Annotated in this window: 15 protein-coding genes; 12 read left to right on the top strand and 3 right to left on the bottom strand. The window is 62.1% G+C overall.

The features are described from left to right. Positions 1-175: 175 nt before the first annotated feature. From AB4O09_RS20065 to AB4O09_RS20015, 11 genes are all read left to right on the top strand, one after another. A complete protein-coding gene (locus tag AB4O09_RS20065) occupies positions 176-1,822 on the top strand; it encodes a phospholipase D-like domain-containing protein (RefSeq protein ID WP_038858538.1) in 1,647 nt (548 codons plus the stop codon). Positions 1,823-1,886: 64 nt separating this feature from the next. After that, a complete protein-coding gene (locus tag AB4O09_RS20060) occupies positions 1,887-2,135 on the top strand; it encodes a type II toxin-antitoxin system Phd/YefM family antitoxin (protein ID WP_038858536.1) in 249 nt (82 codons plus the stop codon). Between the two features lie 110 nt (positions 2,136-2,245). Beyond that, positions 2,246-2,587, top strand: coding sequence for a YdcA family protein (locus AB4O09_RS20055; protein ID WP_003200220.1), 342 nt, complete (start codon positions 2,246-2,248; stop codon positions 2,585-2,587). 398 nt (positions 2,588-2,985) lie between these two features. Further along, positions 2,986-3,834 carry a transporter substrate-binding domain-containing protein gene (locus AB4O09_RS20050; RefSeq protein WP_003200222.1) on the top strand — a complete coding sequence of 283 codons (849 nt, stop codon included), beginning with the start codon at positions 2,986-2,988 and terminating at the stop codon, positions 3,832-3,834. A gap of 54 nt (positions 3,835-3,888) precedes the next feature. Beyond that, positions 3,889-4,551: an amino acid ABC transporter permease gene (locus tag AB4O09_RS20045; RefSeq protein WP_223523660.1), complete on the top strand. Its 663-nt coding sequence runs from the start codon at positions 3,889-3,891 to the stop codon at positions 4,549-4,551. A 9-nt stretch (positions 4,552-4,560) separates the two neighbouring features. Continuing rightward, entirely contained in the window at positions 4,561-5,223 is a 663-nt protein-coding gene (locus AB4O09_RS20040) for an amino acid ABC transporter permease (RefSeq protein ID WP_028236639.1), read from the top strand. Beyond that, a complete protein-coding gene (locus tag AB4O09_RS20035) occupies positions 5,220-6,041 on the top strand; it encodes an amino acid ABC transporter ATP-binding protein (RefSeq protein ID WP_003200230.1) in 822 nt (273 codons plus the stop codon). Before AB4O09_RS20040 ends, AB4O09_RS20035 begins: the two co-directional genes overlap by 4 nt. Before the next feature lie 26 nt (positions 6,042-6,067). Next, complete coding sequence (locus tag AB4O09_RS20030; protein ID WP_013692714.1) at positions 6,068-6,457, top strand: RidA family protein; 390 nt, start codon at positions 6,068-6,070, stop codon at positions 6,455-6,457. A gap of 145 nt (positions 6,458-6,602) precedes the next feature. Next, positions 6,603-7,367: an IclR family transcriptional regulator gene (locus AB4O09_RS20025; RefSeq protein WP_003200234.1), complete on the top strand. Its 765-nt coding sequence runs from the start codon at positions 6,603-6,605 to the stop codon at positions 7,365-7,367. 40 nt (positions 7,368-7,407) lie between these two features. Beyond that, positions 7,408-8,625 (top strand): amino acid deaminase, encoded by a 1,218-nt coding sequence (locus tag AB4O09_RS20020; RefSeq protein WP_043042080.1) that lies wholly within the window; start codon positions 7,408-7,410, stop codon positions 8,623-8,625. A gap of 154 nt (positions 8,626-8,779) precedes the next feature. Beyond that, positions 8,780-9,694 (top strand): sugar kinase, encoded by a 915-nt coding sequence (locus AB4O09_RS20015; protein ID WP_043042081.1) that lies wholly within the window; start codon positions 8,780-8,782, stop codon positions 9,692-9,694. 122 nt (positions 9,695-9,816) lie between these two features. Here AB4O09_RS20015 and AB4O09_RS20010 read toward each other — a convergent pair whose 3' ends face one another. Next, positions 9,817-10,092 (bottom strand): peptidylprolyl isomerase, encoded by a 276-nt coding sequence (locus AB4O09_RS20010; RefSeq protein WP_003182808.1) that lies wholly within the window; start codon positions 10,090-10,092, stop codon positions 9,817-9,819. A 48-nt stretch (positions 10,093-10,140) separates the two neighbouring features. Further along, the gene (locus tag AB4O09_RS20005; protein WP_003200240.1) at positions 10,141-12,678 is read right to left on the bottom strand and encodes a hybrid sensor histidine kinase/response regulator; all 2,538 of its coding nucleotides are present in this window, start codon (positions 12,676-12,678) and stop codon (positions 10,141-10,143) included. Between the two features lie 132 nt (positions 12,679-12,810). Here AB4O09_RS20005 and AB4O09_RS20000 point away from each other — a divergent pair, with 132 nt between their 5' ends. Continuing rightward, positions 12,811-13,929 carry a PilT/PilU family type 4a pilus ATPase gene (locus tag AB4O09_RS20000; protein WP_003200243.1) on the top strand — a complete coding sequence of 373 codons (1,119 nt, stop codon included), beginning with the start codon at positions 12,811-12,813 and terminating at the stop codon, positions 13,927-13,929. 191 nt (positions 13,930-14,120) lie between these two features. Here AB4O09_RS20000 and AB4O09_RS19995 read toward each other — a convergent pair whose 3' ends face one another. Continuing rightward, the gene (locus tag AB4O09_RS19995; protein WP_114731054.1) at positions 14,121-16,076 is read right to left on the bottom strand and encodes an acetoacetate--CoA ligase; all 1,956 of its coding nucleotides are present in this window, start codon (positions 16,074-16,076) and stop codon (positions 14,121-14,123) included. Between the last annotated feature and the right edge of the window lie 71 nt (positions 16,077-16,147).

Genomic DNA, 16,147 nt, shown 5'->3' with positions numbered 1-16,147 from the left:
CATCGCGAGCAAGCTCGCTCCCACATTTGGTTTCGCTGTGCACACATAACTGATGAACACCACAGCCCCTGTGTGTGCGAGCTTGCTCGCGATCAGCATCGCCTCGGTCCCTGATCTGACCACCTAACCCGCATCACTACACTATGCTCAGGCAGCCCCCTCACAGGAGTGAACCATGCGCGTACTCGTCACCAACGCCCAGGACGATTTTCGGGTCAAGGCCTATGCCGGCACCAACGGCGTGCTGCTCGCCATGGACCTGGCGGAATCCCGACGCCAGGGGCTGCTGGGTTTTGCCATCGAGAAGCAGCAGGGGGACAAACCCTGGCTGTTCCTGTTCAACAGCCTGACCTTCCCCGACAAGGCCCACACCTTTCCTCAGTTCCACGCCACCCCCAGCGACAAGGCACCCTTGCAGAAATTTCGCTGGGCCGACTACGCGGTCAACCCCGGCGTGACCATGCACTACCGCGTGCACCTGGCCTACGGCAGCCCCGATGCACCGCAGTTGGGCGAATCCCTGGAGGTCACGGTCACCAGCGACGACGGGCAGCCGGCCAACCAGCGGGTCATCTTCAACCGTGCCGTGGCCGCCAGCCAGGCGTTCCAGCGCAAGTTTCCTGAAGTGGACGCGCTGATCGACGCCAACAAGCACCTGTCCATCGATGACTGGCCCGACGCCCCGCGTCGCTGGCTGGAGAATGGCCTGTTGGGACGCCTGATCGGTTTTATCGACCGGGCGCTGGATGCCAGCTGGGCCCTGGATGTCGCCATTTATGAATACGAACTGCCGGTGATCGTCGACGCGGTGAATGCCGCCCATGCTCGCGGTGCGAAGGTGCGGGTGCTGTATCACGCCGAGCCGGGGGACGACACCACGGCGCGCAACGAAGCCAGCCTCGAGAAAATGCCAGCAGCCAACAAGCGCGGACGAGTTACCCATAACATTTTCCACGACAAGTTCATTGTGCTGAGCAAGGTGGACGGCAACGGCTCATTGCAACCGGAGGCGGTGCTGTGCGGCAGCACCAACTTCACCGCCAACGGTGTCTACCGCCAGGCCAACGTCGTTCATGTGCTGGACGACCCTCGGGTGAGCGGCAGCTACTTCCAGGTGTTCGAGCAAATCTGGGCCGAACCCCAGGACGTCGGTGCCACTCGCCAGTGGCTGACCGACAACAATGCCATGGCTCCACAAGAGGCGTTGTTCGCCGGGTTCTCGCCGCGCACCGGGGAGGGCGACCTGGATCGCTTCGTCGACATCATCAAGGGCGCGCGAAAGGACCTGTTGTTCGTCACCGCCTTTGTGTTGCCCGAGCGCATCCTCGACGCCGTGCTCGGCGCACCCAATGACGACGTGCTGCGCTACGGTCTGCAAAACTCCAAGAGCCGCATCACCGGCTTTCACGCCGACCGCACCGCCGAATTCGCCGCCACCGCGCTGCTCAACACCGGCCTGGAAGGCTGGCTGCGGGAAAACATGAAAGGCCAGAAGGGCAACCTGCTGGTGCACACCAAAGCCATCGTCACCGACTTCACCAGCGACACCCCGACCATCCTCAGCGGCAGCCATAACCTGAGCGCCGCAGCCAGCAGCGGCAACGACGAGAATTATCTGATCATCCAGGGCGACACCGACCTGGCCGACCGCTACGGGCTGGAGTTGCTGCGTTTCTATGAACATTACCGCTTTCGCTACTTCGCGAAAAAACTCGCCCTCAAGCAGGTCAAGCCACTGGCGGTGGATGACAGCTGGAGTGATGACTATTACCGCGAGGGGGATTTGCGGATGTTGTCCAGGGTGAGGTTTTGCGGGCGCTGACAGTTTTAAGAGTTGTATTAGAACGCTATTGTTTAGCGCCATTCAGTACTCAAGGTCTCATTCCATGACTCGTATCGTGCTTTCTCGAGTTGTAGCCAGCATTTCTGAACTCAAGAAAAATCCGATGGGTACCGTTGCAGCGGGTGAGGGATTATCCGTAGCGATCCTGAATCGTAACGAGCCGGCTTTTTACCGCGTCCCAGCCAGAGAATACGAAGCCATGATGAATCGGCTTGAGGACATGGAGCTTGTCGCTCTGTGTCACGAGCGGGAGAACGATCCATCAATCAAGGTTGCGCTTGATGATTTATGAGCAGAAGTTCCTGTAGAAAACAGGGTTGTTCGAGTTGAGATCTTGCGGGCGTTAGGCGCAGTAGATGATCCAGTGCTAGCATAGGGCCATATATCAGCCTGGAAGCTGCCATGAATCTCTGTCACGGAACGTCCGCTTTACTTCGCGCCTGTGTCGCGATTCTGTTGTTGACCCTGGGCACTTCGGCCCTTGCCGCCAATCAACCGTGTTCCGGGCGCAAGGGCGGGATTGCCGGGTGTGACGGCGATACCTTCCTGTGCAATGACGGTTCCATCAGTGCTTCGAAGAAGTCCTGTTCCGCTGTGCTGGGGCTTCGGAACGAGGCCCGGCCGCAGTCGTTGCTCAAGTCCGCCGACGGTTGCCAATGCGGCAGTGGCAATTACTGCGTCGGCCCCCGGGGCGGGGTCTATTGCCTTACGCCTGGCGGCAGCAAGAGCTACAAGCGCAAATAGCCCAGGCACACCGCCGAACCATTGTGGGAGCGAGCTTGCTCGCGATAGCGTCAGGTCAGTCGCCATCAATATTGACTGATACACCGCCATCGCGAGCAAGCTCGCTCCCACAGGGTATCCATTTACAAATTCCAGAGTGGCTCCGTTTCGGTGCGCCGGGGGCGCCGAATACCCGGCTTGGGGCCTTGTTACCCGTGCGTCGTGGCCCACGGTAGCAACAGTGTTCGCACGCAGATGCCACTGTGCGGGCGCCTGTTTTTCCCATCCCCCTGATTTCCTTAACTTTCCATTTTCCTCACCCACGCGCTGCAAGCCTGTGGCACACTTTCTGCTGTCTATTCCGTTGTTACATACCACTTTCCGGTATAGCGGAATAAACCCATTCTGGAGTGCTTGCCATGCAACGCCGACCTTCCTTGTTCAAAGCGTGTGTTTTTCTCTTCGCGGCCACGACGGCTGCCATGGGGGTCGCTCAGGCGGCCGACAGCAAGCTGGACAGCGTGCTGCAGCGGGGGAAATTGATCGTGGGCACGGGCAGTACCAATGCGCCGTGGCACTTCCAGGGAGCGGATGGCAAGTTGCAGGGCTTTGATATCGATATTGCGCGGATGGTCGCCAAGGGGTTGTTCAACGACCCGGAGAAAGTCGAGTTCGTGGTGCAGTCTTCCGATGCGCGCATACCCAACCTGTTGACCGACAAGGTCGACATGAGCTGCCAGTTCATCACCGTCACCGCCAGCCGCGCCCAGCAAGTGGCGTTCACCCTGCCGTACTACCGCGAAGGCGTGGGCCTGCTGCTGCCGGCCAACAGCAAGTACAAGGAAATCGAAGACCTCAAGGCCGCCGGCGACGGCGTCACCGTGGCGGTGCTGCAGAACGTCTACGCCGAGGAGCTGGTGCACCAGGCGCTGCCCAAGGCCAAGGTCGACCAGTACGACAGCGTCGACCTGATGTACCAGGCAGTGAACTCCGGTCGCGCCGATGCCGCCGCCACCGACCAGTCCTCGGTCAAGTACCTGATGGTGCAGAACCCTGGCCGCTACCGCAGCCCGGCCTATGCCTGGAGCCCGCAAACCTACGCCTGTGCGGTCAAGCGCGGCGACCAGGACTGGCTGAACTTCGTCAACACCACCTTGCATGAAGCCATGACCGGCGTGGAATTCCCCACCTATGCGGCGTCCTTCAAGCAGTGGTTCGGTGTCGAGCTGCCGTCGCCAGCGATCGGTTTCCCCGTCGAATTCAAATGACCCTGTGAGCCCGGGGCGCCACTTGCGGGCGCTCCGTCGAAGGTACTGCCGACCATGAATTATCAGTTGAACTTTGCCGCCGTCTGGCGCGATTTCGACACCCTGCTGGCGGGGCTTGGCCTGGGGCTTTCCCTGGCACTGGTGTCGATCGCCATCGGTTGCGTGATCGGCCTGGCGATGGCGTTCGTGCTGCTGAGCAAACATCGGATCTTGCGAGTGCTGGCGTCGGTGTATGTGACGGTGATCCGCAATACGCCGATCCTGGTGCTGATCCTGCTGATCTACTTCGCCTTGCCGAGCCTGGGCATCCGCCTGGACAAGCTGCCGTCGTTCGTCATCACCCTCTCGCTGTACGCCGGGGCCTACCTGACCGAAGTGTTTCGCGGCGGACTGTTGAGCATTCACAAGGGACAGCGTGAAGCCGGGCTGGCCATCGGCCTGGGCGAGTGGCAGGTGAAGGCCTACATCACCGTACCGGTGATGCTGCGCAACGTGTTGCCGGCGTTGTCGAACAACTTCATTTCGCTGTTCAAGGACACCTCCCTGGCGGCGGCGATTGCCGTGCCGGAGCTGACCTATTACGCCCGCAAGATCAACGTGGAGAGCTACCGGGTGATCGAAACCTGGCTGGTGACCACGGCCCTGTATGTCGCGGCCTGTTACCTCATTGCCATGGTGCTGCGTTATTTCGAGCAGCGCCTGGCGATCCGCCGTTAGGAGTGTCCCATGTACGAATCACCCAGTTGGTTGCATGAGTTATGGGTTGCCCGGGACACCCTGTGGGCCGGCTTCCTGACCAGTGTGCAGTGTTCGCTGCTGGCGATTGTGTTGGGCACGTTGATCGGCCTGGTCGCCGGGCTGGTGCTGACCTATGGCCGGACCTGGATGCGCGCGCCGTTTCGCTTCTATGTCGACCTGATTCGCGGCACGCCGGTGTTCGTGCTGGTGCTGGCCTGCTTCTACATGGCTCCGGCCCTGGGCTGGCAGATCGGTGCGTTCCAGGCCGGCGTGCTGGGCTTGACGCTGTTCTGCGGCTCCCACGTGGCCGAGATCGTGCGTGGGGCCTTGCAGGCGTTGCCCCGTGGGCAGATGGAGGCGAGCCAGGCCATCGGCCTGACGTTCTACCAGTCGCTGGGCTATGTGCTGTTGCCCCAGGCGTTGCGGCAGATCTTGCCGACCTGGGTCAATTCCTCCACCGAGATCGTCAAGGCCTCGACCCTGCTGTCGGTGATCGGCGTCGCCGAACTGCTGCTCAGCACCCAGCAGATCATCGCCCGGACGTTCATGACCCTGGAGTTTTACCTGTTCGCCGGGTTTCTCTTTTTCATCATCAATTACGCCATTGAATTGCTCGGGCGGCACATTGAAAAGCGGGTGGCCTTGCCATGACTGACGTTTCGAATCTCTCCAACACGGAGCTTTCCAACACAGAGCTCTCCAACACCCAGCCGCTGCTGGACATTCGCGGCTTGCGCAAACAATACGGCCCGTTGGAAGTGCTCAAGGGCGTGGACCTGAGCATGCAGCGCGGCAACGTGGTCACGCTGATCGGTTCCAGCGGTTCGGGCAAGACCACGCTGCTGCGCTGCGTCAACATGCTGGAAGAGTTCCAGGGCGGGCAGATCATGCTCGACGGCGAATCCATCGGTTACGACGACATCGACGGCAAGCGTGTACGCCACGCCGAAAAAATCATCGCCCGGCACCGGGCCATGACCGGCATGGCTTTCCAGCAATTCAACCTGTTCCCGCATTTGACCGCGTTGCAGAACGTCACCCTGGGCCTGCTCAAAGTGAAAAAGCTGCCCAAGGACGAGGCCGTGGCCCTGGCCGAGAAATGGCTGGAGCGAGTGGGCCTGTTGGAGCGGCGCGATCACTTTCCCGGCCAGTTGTCCGGCGGCCAGCAGCAGCGCGTGGCAATCGCCCGGGCAATTGCCATGAACCCCAGCCTGATGCTGTTCGACGAAGTGACCTCGGCCCTGGACCCGGAACTGGTCGGCGAGGTGCTGAACGTGATCAAGGGCCTGGCCGAAGACGGCATGACCATGCTGCTGGTGACCCACGAAATGCGCTTTGCCTTCGAGGTCTCCGACAAGATCGTGTTCATGAACCAGGGCCGCATCGAAGAGCAGGGGCCGCCGAAGGAATTGTTCGAACGGCCACAGTCGCCACGGCTGGCAGAATTTCTCAAGAACACGCGTTTTTAATTTTCCATTCAATAAGGAGATAACCCATGAGCATTACGCGCTACGGCACCGGCAGCACCGCAGGTGGCGGTCAGCCTCGGCCATTCGCCCGCGCCGTGGAAGCCGATGGCTGGCTGCACGTGTCCGGCCAGGTGCCGGCGGTGAACGGCGAGATCATTGTCGGCGGGATCGTCGAACAGACCCACCAGACCATGAAGAACCTGGTCGCTATTCTCGAGGAGGCCGGATACGGCCTGGAAGATGTGGTGCGCTGCGGTGTGTGGCTGGAAGACCCGCGGGATTTCTGGAGTTTCAACAAGGTCTTCGGCGAGTACTTCAGCCCGGAACACGCCCCGGCCAGGGCCTGCGTGCAGGCGAGCATGATGGTCGATTGCAAGGTCGAGATCGATTGTGTGGCCTACAAGAAGAAGGCCTGAACCACGGGGGCCTTATCGCGGGCAAGCCTTGCTCCCACAAGGAAACGCATTCTTCCGTGGGAGCATGGCTTGCCCGCGATAGCAATCTATCAGGCGGCGCAGCAGTCTGGTTAAACTCCCGGCCAATTGAATGGGAACCAAAGACATGACCGAAGACACCATCAAACGCCGGGCCCGGGGATTGGATCGGGCGTTCGATATCCTCGATTTCCTCAAGGAAATCGGCCAGCCGCTGCGCCCGAACGATATTGCCAGCGGCATCGGCAGCCCCAAGTCCACGGTCTATGAACTGGTGGCGTCGCTGCTGGAGCGGCGCATCCTCGAGCCGGTGGGCAAGGACGGCCATGTCTACCTGGGCCGCCAGTTGTATTTCCTCGGGCAGGCACACCTGCGGCATTTCGACCTGAGCCGCGAGGCTGACCAGGCCTTGCAGGAGATCGTGCGCCAGACCCGGGAAACGGCGCAAATGTGCCTGCTCAACGGGCGCAAATACACCGTCGCGCTGATGAAGGAAGGCGAGCGGCATTTTCGCATTTCATCGGACATCGGGGAAAACGCGCCGATCCCGTGGACGGCGTCCGGGCGCCTGCTGCTGGCGCATTTGAGTGACCAGCAGATCGTTGACCTGATCGATCCCGACGACTTCATTTTGCCGGACGGCGAGCGCCTGCCCCTGGAGCAGTTCCTCAAGGAAATCCGCCAGGCCGGCCTCGATGGGTTTTTCTCCTTCGACAGTGTCGCCGACACCTTCACCCACTGCTTCGCCGCACCGGTCAAAGACCCGAATGGCGTGGCCATCGCCACCCTGTGCATCGTCGCCCCTCGGGCCGACGCCAAGAACAATTACGCCGACTACCGCCGGGTGCTGATCGAAAGCGCCAACCACCTGGCCCGTCGTATCAATGAATAGACAGCAACGGCACTAGCGGCCGTGTGCGAGGAGTTCGAACATGCCTTCCGCCATCCTTAATGCCGGCGTCGAGAAGGGCGCCGCCACCGTCGGCGCCCACCTGCTACGGGACGTCAGCCTGCCGGCGCTGGTGCTGCATCGCGCGGCGCTGGAGCACAACATCCGCTGGATGCAGGATTTCGTCAGCAGCAGCGGTGCCGAACTGGCGCCCCACGGCAAGACCAGCATGACCCCGGCATTGTTTCGCCGGCAACTGGACGCAGGCGCCTGGGGCCTGACCCTCGCCAGCGCCGTGCAGACCCGTGCCGCTTACGCCCATGGCGTGCGCCGGGTGTTGATGGCCAACCAATTGGTGGGCACGCCGAACATGGCGCTGATTGCCGATTTGCTCGCCGACCCGGCGTTCGAATTCCACTGCCTGGTCGATCATCCGGACAACGTCGCTGCCTTGGGCGCTTACTTCGCCTCGCGCGGAGTACGGCTCAATGTGATGATCGAGTACGGCGTGGTCGGCGGTCGTTGTGGCTGCCGGACCGAAGCCGAGGTATTGGCCCTGGCCGAGGCGATCCAGGCGCAACCGGCGTTGGCGTTGACCGGCATCGAAGGCTACGAAGGGGTGATCCATGGTGACCACGCCATCAGCGGCATTCGTGCGTTCGCGGCGTCCCTGGTGCGGTTGGCGGTGCAGTTGCAGGACAACGGCGCGTTCGCCATCGACAAACCGATCATCACCGCCTCGGGGTCGGCCTGGTACGACCTGATCGCCGAATCCTTCGAAGCCCAGAATGCCCACGGGCGTTTCCTCAGCGTGCTGCGTCCCGGCAGCTACGTGGCCCATGACCATGGCATCTACAAGGAAGCGCAGTGCTGCGTGCTGGAGCGTCGCAGCGATTTGCACGAAGGCCTGCGCCCGGCGCTGGAAGTCTGGGCCCATGTGCAATCGCTGCCGGAGCCGGGTTTCGCGGTGATCGCCCTGGGCAAGCGCGACGTGGCCTACGACGCTGGCTTGCCGGTGCCGCTCAAGCGCTACCAGCCCGGTTCGGACACGGTGGCGGGTGACGATGTGAGTGGCTGCAAGGTGACGGCGGTGATGGACCAGCATGCGTTCATGAGTGTGGCGGCGGGGGTTGAGTTGCGTGTGGGCGACATCATTTCGTTTGGTACTTCACACCCGTGCCTGACGTTCGACAAGTGGCGGGTGGGGTGCCTGGTGGATGAGCAGTTGCGGGTGGTCGAGAGCATGGAGACGTGTTTCTAGCCTTTAGACCGAGTCGCGGCTATCGCGGGCAAGCCTTGCTCCCACACTGATCGACTGTGAACACAAAATGGGTGTTTACCCAAGATCCCCTGTGGGAGCAAGGCTTGCCCGCGATAGCGACCTTCCAGACACCGCTGAATTATCAGGATCATCCATGAGCAACCCCAAACCCCGCATCGCCCTGATCGGCGAATGCATGATCGAACTGCAACAACACGCCGACGGCAGCCTGCTGCAAAGCTTCGGCGGCGACACCCTGAACACGGCGGTGTACCTGGCCCGCGCCTTGGGCGACAGGGGCGCGGTGGATTACGTCACCGCCTTGGGCGACGACAGTTTCAGCGATGCCATGTGTGAAAACTGGGCCGCCGAGAACATCGGGCTGCAACGGGTCCAGCGCTTGCCTGGACGTCTGCCGGGCTTGTATTGCATCCAGACCGATGCGGCAGGTGAGCGGCGATTCCTGTACTGGCGCAACGAGGCGGCGGTGCGCGATTGTTTTACTACCCCGGCCGCCGGGCCGATCCTGGCCGCGTTGCTGGATTACGATGTGCTGTATTTCAGCGGCGTCACCCTGGCGGTGCTCGGCGAGCAGGGGCGTGGCAAACTCATCGAAACCCTGGTCGAAGCGCGTCGGCGCGGGGCGCTGGTGGTGTTCGACAATAACTTCCGGCCCCGGCTCTGGGGCTCGATCGAGGCAGCACGGGCGGCGTATCGCAGCGTCTTGCCCTATGTGGAGTTGGCGCTGCTGACCGTAGAGGACGAGCAGGCATTGTTCGGTCATGCCGACAGCGAAGCGGTGTTCGCCGCCTATGCGCAGCTTGGCACGCCCGAGATGGTGCTCAAGCGCGGTGCCGAGGCCTGCCTGATTCGTTGCGACGGCCAGTCTTATGAAGTACCTGCCCTGCGGGTCGAGCGCGTCGTCGACACCACGGCGGCGGGGGACTCCTTCAGCGCCGCGTACCTGGCGAGTCGTTTGCTGGGCGGCAGCCCGGTGGAGGCGGCCGAGGCAGGCCACCTGTTGGCGAGCCGGGTGATCCAGGTGCCGGGGGCGTTGATGCCCAGATAGAGGAGACACAGAACCTGTGGGAGCGAGCTTGCTCGCGATAGCGTCGGATCAGCCGGCATCCCTGTCGACTGACACACTGCTATCGCGAGCAAGCTCGCTCCCACAGGGGGATTGGGCGATCGTTAGTCCCGGTAGAACACCTGCACCAGGTGATACCCGAACTTGCTCTTGATCGGCCCATGCACCACCCGCAGCGGTTTCTTGAAAATCACCGCATCAATCACGCCGACCATCTGCCCCGGCCTTACTTCACCCAAATCGCCGCCGCGTTTGCCTGAAGGGCAGGTGGAGTATTTCTTGGCCAGCACATCGAAGGCTTCGCCCTTGGCGATGCGTTGCTTGAGCTGTTCGGCTTCTTCGGCGGTTTTCACCAGGATATGGCGGGCTTGGGCTTTCATTGCTGCGGTGACCTGAACGGTGCGACGGGGCGGCGATTATGCCTCAAGTCAGCTGCCATGGTTGATCATCGTCCGAATCTTGTTGGCCAGCAGATCGAGGGAGAAGGGCTTGGCGACCATGTCCATGCCCTGGTCGAGGAACCCCTGGCGTTCGGCGGCTTTCTGCGCGTAACCGGTCATGAACAGCACTTTCAACCCAGGCCGGTGCTGGCGGGCGATTTCCGCCAGTTGCCGGCCATTCATGCCCGGCAGCCCGACATCGGTCACCAGCAGGTCGATGCGCTGGTCCGATTCCAGCACGGGAAGCGCGGTCACGGCGTCCCGGGCTTCTAGGGCGGTGTAGCCCAAGGCCTGCAACAGGTCGAGCACCAACATACGCACGGCGGGCTCATCCTCCACCAGCAACACGGTTTCCCCGGCAATGGCCGGCGGTACGACGAACGCCTCTGGCGTTTCGGGTGGTTGGGTCGGCGAAACGTGCAAGCGCGGCAGGTACAACTGCACCCGCGTGCCCTGGCCCGGCACGCTGTCGAGGTTGAGGTGCCCACCCGACTGCTGGGCAAAACCGTAGATCATCGACAAGCCCAGGCCGGTGCCCTGGCCGATGGGCTTGGTGGTGAAGAATGGATCGAAGGCCTTGGCCAGCACGGCGGGGGTCATGCCGCTGCCGTTGTCGCTGACGGCGATCATCACGTAGTCCCCGGCCTTGACCGGCTCCAGGGTGTTGATGTCAGTAGCGTCGAGATAGACGTTGGCGGTTTCGACGATCAGTTCACCGCCCTCGGGCATGGCATCGCGGGCGTTGATCACCAGGTTGAGCAGGGCGTTTTCCAACTGGCTGGCATCGGTGTTGACCGGCCACAGCTCGCTGGCCAGTTGCAGCCGCAGCACGATGTGATCGCCAGTGGTGCGGCTCAGTAGGTCTTCGAGCGAGTGCACCAGGTCATTGGCGTCCAGCGGTTTGCGGTCCAGGGACTGGCGTCGGGAAAAAGCCAGCAGCCGATGGGTCAGGGCCGCGGCGCGGTTGGCCGAGGACACCGCGGCTTCGGTGAAGCGCCCGATCTCGTCAGTGCGACCAGCGGCGATGTAGCGTTGCATCAGGTCGAGGCTGCCGAGGATGCCGGTGAGCATATTGTTGAAGTCATGGGCAATGCCGCCTGTGAGCTGGCCCACGGCTTCCATTTTCTGCGCATGGCGCAGGGCTTCTTCGGCGCGCTCGCGTTCGAACATCTCGCTTTGCAGCCGGTGATTGGCTTCGGCCAGTTGCTGGGTACGGGCGATGACCCGTTCTTCCAGTGTTTCGTTGAGGTTGCGCAGGGCCTCCTCGGTTTTCCGGCTCTCGGTCTCGTCGATCACGAAGATGTAGAAACCGTTCACCGCACCGTCCGCCCCATGGCGAGGCAGGTAGTTGATCAGCGAATGGCGCGGGCGCCCGTCGCGATGGTCCATCTGCACGGTGAAGCTGCACGGCTGGCCGGCCAGGGCGTCGGCGATCTGTTGGGCGCGGGCGGCGTAGGCCTCTTCGCCGAGCACTTCGCGGATGGTCTTGCCGTAGAGCTCCTGCGGGGTCAGGCCGTACCAGTCCAGGTAAGCGCTGTTGTTCAGCCGGAAACGCTCTTCGCGGTCCACGTAGCTGATGAGGATCGGCATGGCATTGATGATCAGCTGCAGCTCGGTCTGGCTCTGACGCAGGGCTTGCTCGGTGCGCTTGCGTTCGGTCAGGTCCAGCGCCGCGCCAAGAAAGCGCTTGGGTCGGCCGTGGCGATCCTTGTAGCAACGGCCGCGTACGTACACCCAGCGCAACTCATCGTCGGGCTGCAGCAGTCGGTACTCCTCGGCGTATTCGGTGCCGTGGGTGATGCAGTGCTTGATGCTGCGGGCAACCATCGCCCGGTCTTCGGGGTGCACGCCTTCAAGGTAGGCACTGATGGGCAACTGGCGGGACAGGCTGGGGTCGACGCCATGCAACAGGGCGAAGTGCGCATCGGCAATAAAGCGGTCTTCGCTGATGTCCCAGTCCCAGGTGCCCAACGCATCGGCGGCGGCCAGGGCCAGTTGCAAGCGCTCTTCGCTTTCGTGCTGGGCCTTGAGGCTGGCCTCGGAGCGGCGTTCGAACTCCATGGCCAGGCGGCGTCGTTCGCCGGTTTCGATGGCGGTGACCAGGATGCCGGCGACGTTGCCGCTTTCGTCACGCACCGGGCTGTAGGTCAGGTCCAGCCAGACATCACAGAGACGGCCGGCGAAGGGTACGCGCCATTGCTGGTCGCGGCAGGTGTGCGTCTGGCCTTGCAACACACGGTGATAAATCCCTTCGGTCGCACTCTTGAGTTCGGGCCATGCTGTATGGGTCGGCCGGCCGAATGCCCGGGGGTGCTTGTCACCGGCCAGTCGGCCGAAGGCGTCGTTGTAGAGATGGGACAGCTGCGGTCCCCACAGCAAGGCCATCGCCATGGGTGAATGGAGCATGATGTCCACGGCGGTGCGCAGGCTCTGGGGCCAGTTCTGGGCAGTGCCCAGCGGGGTCAGGGCCCAGTCCATCTGGCTGATCAGGCGCTGTGTATCGCTGCCGGCGGGTGTCGCGTTCATCCCGCGATCCCTGGCTGTCGTGTCTGTGCCACGGCGTCGACTATCCTCAGAAGAGGGTACATGCGGGTGGGTCTGAAGGGTTTCATGTTCGGCTCAGCTTGTTTCATTGACGTCTCGCGGAAGTTTCAGTCCATGGAAATCGATCCGTTGTTGCGAATCCTGGCGAGCCAGAATGGTTCCGACCTTTACATGTCCACGGGTGCGCCACCGTGCGCGCGTTTCGAGGGCGTGATCAAGCCCTTGGGGAACGAGGCGTTCAAGGTCGGTGACATTGCCAGGCTCGCCGAGTCTCTCATGGACGCCGAACAGCGTCTTGAGTTCGATCGGGAGTTGGAAATGAACCTGGCGATCTCCCTGGCTGGTGTCGGGCGGTTCCGGGTCAATATCTTCAAGCAGCGCAATGACGTGTCCATGGTGATACGCAACGTCAAGCTGGACATTCCGCGCTTCGAAGACCTGAAACTGCCTCGGGTGCTTTTGGACACCATCATGCAGAAACAGGGGTTGATGCTGTTCGTCGGCGCCACAGGCTCGGGCAAGTCGACCTCCCTGGCGGCGCTGATCGATTACCGCAATCGCAACAGCAGCGGCCACATCATCACCATCGAGGACCCGGTGGAGTATATCCATCGGCACAAGAAATCCATCATCAATCAACGGGAAGTCGGTGTCGACACCCGCAGTTTCCATGCAGCCCTGAAAAACACCCTGCGCCAGGCGCCTGACGTGGTGCTGATCGGCGAAATTCGCGACCGGGAAACCATGGAACATGCCCTGGCGTTTGCCGACACCGGGCATCTGGTGATTTCCACCTTGCATGCCCATAACGCCAACCAGGCCCTGGACCGGGTGATCAATTTCTTTCCGGAAGAGCGTCGGCCGCAGTTGCTCAATGACCTGGGCAACAACCTCAAGGCGTTCGTCTCCCAGCGCCTGGTGCGCACCCGCACCGGCCAGCGGCGAGCGGCGGTGGAGGTCATGCTGGGCTCGCCCACGGTGGCCGACCTGATCCGGCGCAACGAGCTCGGCGAGCTCAAGGGCATCATGGAAAAGTCAGAGGAACTGGGGATGCAAACCTTCGATCAGGCGCTGTTCAACCTGGTGGTCGAAGGCGCCATCGATGAGGAAGAAGCGCTGAAAAATGCCGACTCGGCGAACAACCTGCGGTTGCGTTTGAAGTTGCATAGCGAGTCGGGGGCGGCGGCGCCACCGGCCGATCCGGCGGCGGGAGAGTGGGGGCTGGTGGATTGAGTACTTCTGTGGGAACAACACTTGTGGAAGCAAAGCCTGTGATGAGCCTGTGGGAGCAAAGCTTGCTCGCGATGAACGATGACGCGGTAGGTCTGAAAAACCGCGTTGCCTGTATCGCGAGCAAGCTTTGCTCCCACAGACCTGGCTCCCACAAGTGTTTTTGCTCCCCACAGGTCTGAGGCCTGCTCAGTTCAAGTAGCCAGCTCCGGCCGATCCCGAAACTGCTCCAAAGCCCCGGGGTTGGCCAAGGCATCGGTGTTCTTCACCACCTCGCCATGCACCACATTGCGCACCGCCAGCTCCACCACCTTGCCGCTGATGGTTCGCGGAATATCACTGACCGCGAGGATCTTCGCCGGCACATGACGCGGGGTGGTGTTGGCCCGGATGACCTGGCGGATCCGTTGCTCCAGTGCTTCATCCAGTGTCACGCCATCGCGCAGGCGCACGAACAGCACCACCCGGACATCGCCCTGCCATTGCTGGCCGATGGCGACGCAGTCCAGCACTTGCTCGACTTTTTCCACCTGCCGATAGATTTCCGCCGTGCCGATGCGCACACCGCCGGGGTTGAGCACGGCGTCGGAGCGTCCGTGGATCAGGAAACCGCCGTGGGGCAGTTCTTCGGCGTAGTCACCTTGGGCCCACACGCCGGGAAACTGGGCGAAGTAGGAGGCGTGGAGTTTTTCCTGCCGAGGGTCGTTCCACAAGCCAATGGGCATCGCCGGGAAAGCGCGGATGCACACCAACTCACCTTTTTCACCAATGACCGGGTTGCCGGTCTCGTTCCAGACCTGCACGGCCATGCCCAGGCTCTTGCCCTGCATCTCGCCCCGGCGCACCGGTGACAGTGGGTTGCCGTTGACGAAGCAGGACACAATGTCGGTGCCACCGGACATCGAGGCCAGGCAGACATCGGCCTTGATGTCGCGGTACACGTAATCGTAGCTATGGGGCGCCAGTGCCGAACCGGTGGAGAGCAGGGTTTTCAGGCTGTCCAAACGGTGCGTCTGACGGGGCTTGAGGCCCTCGCTTTCCAGGGCGGCGAGGAATTTGGGGCTGGTGCCGAATACGCTGATGCGCTGCTGATCGATCAGGTCCAGCAAGCGCTCGGGGCCGGGGTGGAACGGCGAACCATCGTAGAGCACCACCGTGCTGCCCACGGCGAGGGCCGACACCAGCCAGTTCCACATCATCCAACCGCAGGTCGTGTAGTAGAACAGCCGATCATCGGGCCCGAGGTCGACGTGCAGGCCATGTTCCTTGACGTGTTGCAGTAGCACGCCACCGGTGCCATGGACGATGCACTTCGGCACGCCGGTGGTGCCGCTGGAATACAGGATGTACAGCGGGTGATCGAAGGGCACGCTGACGAACGCCGGTTCGCCACCGCTTTGATAAAAGTCGTTCCACAGCGCGACAGCGGCCGTGGTCTTGAAGTCCTCGACGCGGGCGTCAGGCTGGGCATAAGGCAGTACGATCAATTGCTGCAATGACGGCAATCGTTCAAGGATTTCGTTGACCTTGGCTCGCTGGTCGATGATTTTCCCGGCATAGCGATAACCCGCGCAGGTGATCAACACTTTGGGCTCGATCTGGCCGAACCGGTCGATGACGCCCTGGGTACCGAAGTCCGGTGACGAGCACGACCAGATAGCGCCCAGGCTGGTGGTGGCGAGCATGCCGACCAGGGTCTGCCAAGTGTTGGGCATGCAAGCGGCGACTCGATCGCCCTGGGTGACGCCGGCGGCTTTGAGGCTTGTTTGCAGGCCGGCGACATGGGCGGCGAGTTCGGCCCAGGTCAGTTGTTCCTGGCCGCCGTTTTCGTCGAGCGCCACCACCGCGACGGCGTCATCGCGGCGGCGCAGCAGGTGTTCGGCGAAGTTCAACGTGGCGCCAGGGAACCACTGGGCGCTGGGCATTTGCGAACCTTCCACCAATACCGCGTCGGGCGCTTGATGAAAGCGAATCTCGAAGAAATCGACAATGGCCTGCCAGAAGGCTTCGCGCTGGTCGATGCTCCAGGCGTGCAGGGTCGGGTAGTCGTGCAGTTGCAGGTGATGTCGCGCGTTGACGAACTGGCGAAAGGCGTTCATGCGCGACTGGGCGATGCGTTCGGGGCTGGGTTGCCAGAGGATGTCGGACATGGGGTGCCTCTTGTTCTTTTGTCGGGCCTGACGATCGTTCCTACGCTCTGCGTGGGAATGCCTCTGGGGAC

This window comes from Pseudomonas sp. H1_F01, assembly GCF_054681425.1.
The sequence above is the reverse complement of the archived record's forward strand: the minus strand, read 5'-3'. Positions and strand labels throughout refer to the sequence as shown.

Coding starts and splice junctions, on each gene's coding strand:
- AB4O09_RS20045 (WP_223523660.1), top strand. CDS start 3,889: ATGAATTATCAGTTGAACTTTGCCGCCGTCTGGCGCGATTTCGACACC.
- AB4O09_RS20055 (WP_003200220.1), top strand. CDS start 2,246: ATGAATCTCTGTCACGGAACGTCCGCTTTACTTCGCGCCTGTGTCGCG.
- AB4O09_RS20000 (WP_003200243.1), top strand. CDS start 12,811: ATGGAAATCGATCCGTTGTTGCGAATCCTGGCGAGCCAGAATGGTTCC.
- AB4O09_RS20030 (WP_013692714.1), top strand. CDS start 6,068: ATGAGCATTACGCGCTACGGCACCGGCAGCACCGCAGGTGGCGGTCAG.
- AB4O09_RS19995 (WP_114731054.1), bottom strand. CDS start 16,076: ATGTCCGACATCCTCTGGCAACCCAGCCCCGAACGCATCGCCCAGTCG.
- AB4O09_RS20010 (WP_003182808.1), bottom strand. CDS start 10,092: ATGAAAGCCCAAGCCCGCCATATCCTGGTGAAAACCGCCGAAGAAGCC.
- AB4O09_RS20050 (WP_003200222.1), top strand. CDS start 2,986: ATGCAACGCCGACCTTCCTTGTTCAAAGCGTGTGTTTTTCTCTTCGCG.
- AB4O09_RS20065 (WP_038858538.1), top strand. CDS start 176: ATGCGCGTACTCGTCACCAACGCCCAGGACGATTTTCGGGTCAAGGCC.
- AB4O09_RS20025 (WP_003200234.1), top strand. CDS start 6,603: ATGACCGAAGACACCATCAAACGCCGGGCCCGGGGATTGGATCGGGCG.
- AB4O09_RS20060 (WP_038858536.1), top strand. CDS start 1,887: ATGACTCGTATCGTGCTTTCTCGAGTTGTAGCCAGCATTTCTGAACTC.
- AB4O09_RS20040 (WP_028236639.1), top strand. CDS start 4,561: ATGTACGAATCACCCAGTTGGTTGCATGAGTTATGGGTTGCCCGGGAC.
- AB4O09_RS20035 (WP_003200230.1), top strand. CDS start 5,220: ATGACTGACGTTTCGAATCTCTCCAACACGGAGCTTTCCAACACAGAG.
- AB4O09_RS20015 (WP_043042081.1), top strand. CDS start 8,780: ATGAGCAACCCCAAACCCCGCATCGCCCTGATCGGCGAATGCATGATC.
- AB4O09_RS20020 (WP_043042080.1), top strand. CDS start 7,408: ATGCCTTCCGCCATCCTTAATGCCGGCGTCGAGAAGGGCGCCGCCACC.
- AB4O09_RS20005 (WP_003200240.1), bottom strand. CDS start 12,678: ATGAACGCGACACCCGCCGGCAGCGATACACAGCGCCTGATCAGCCAG.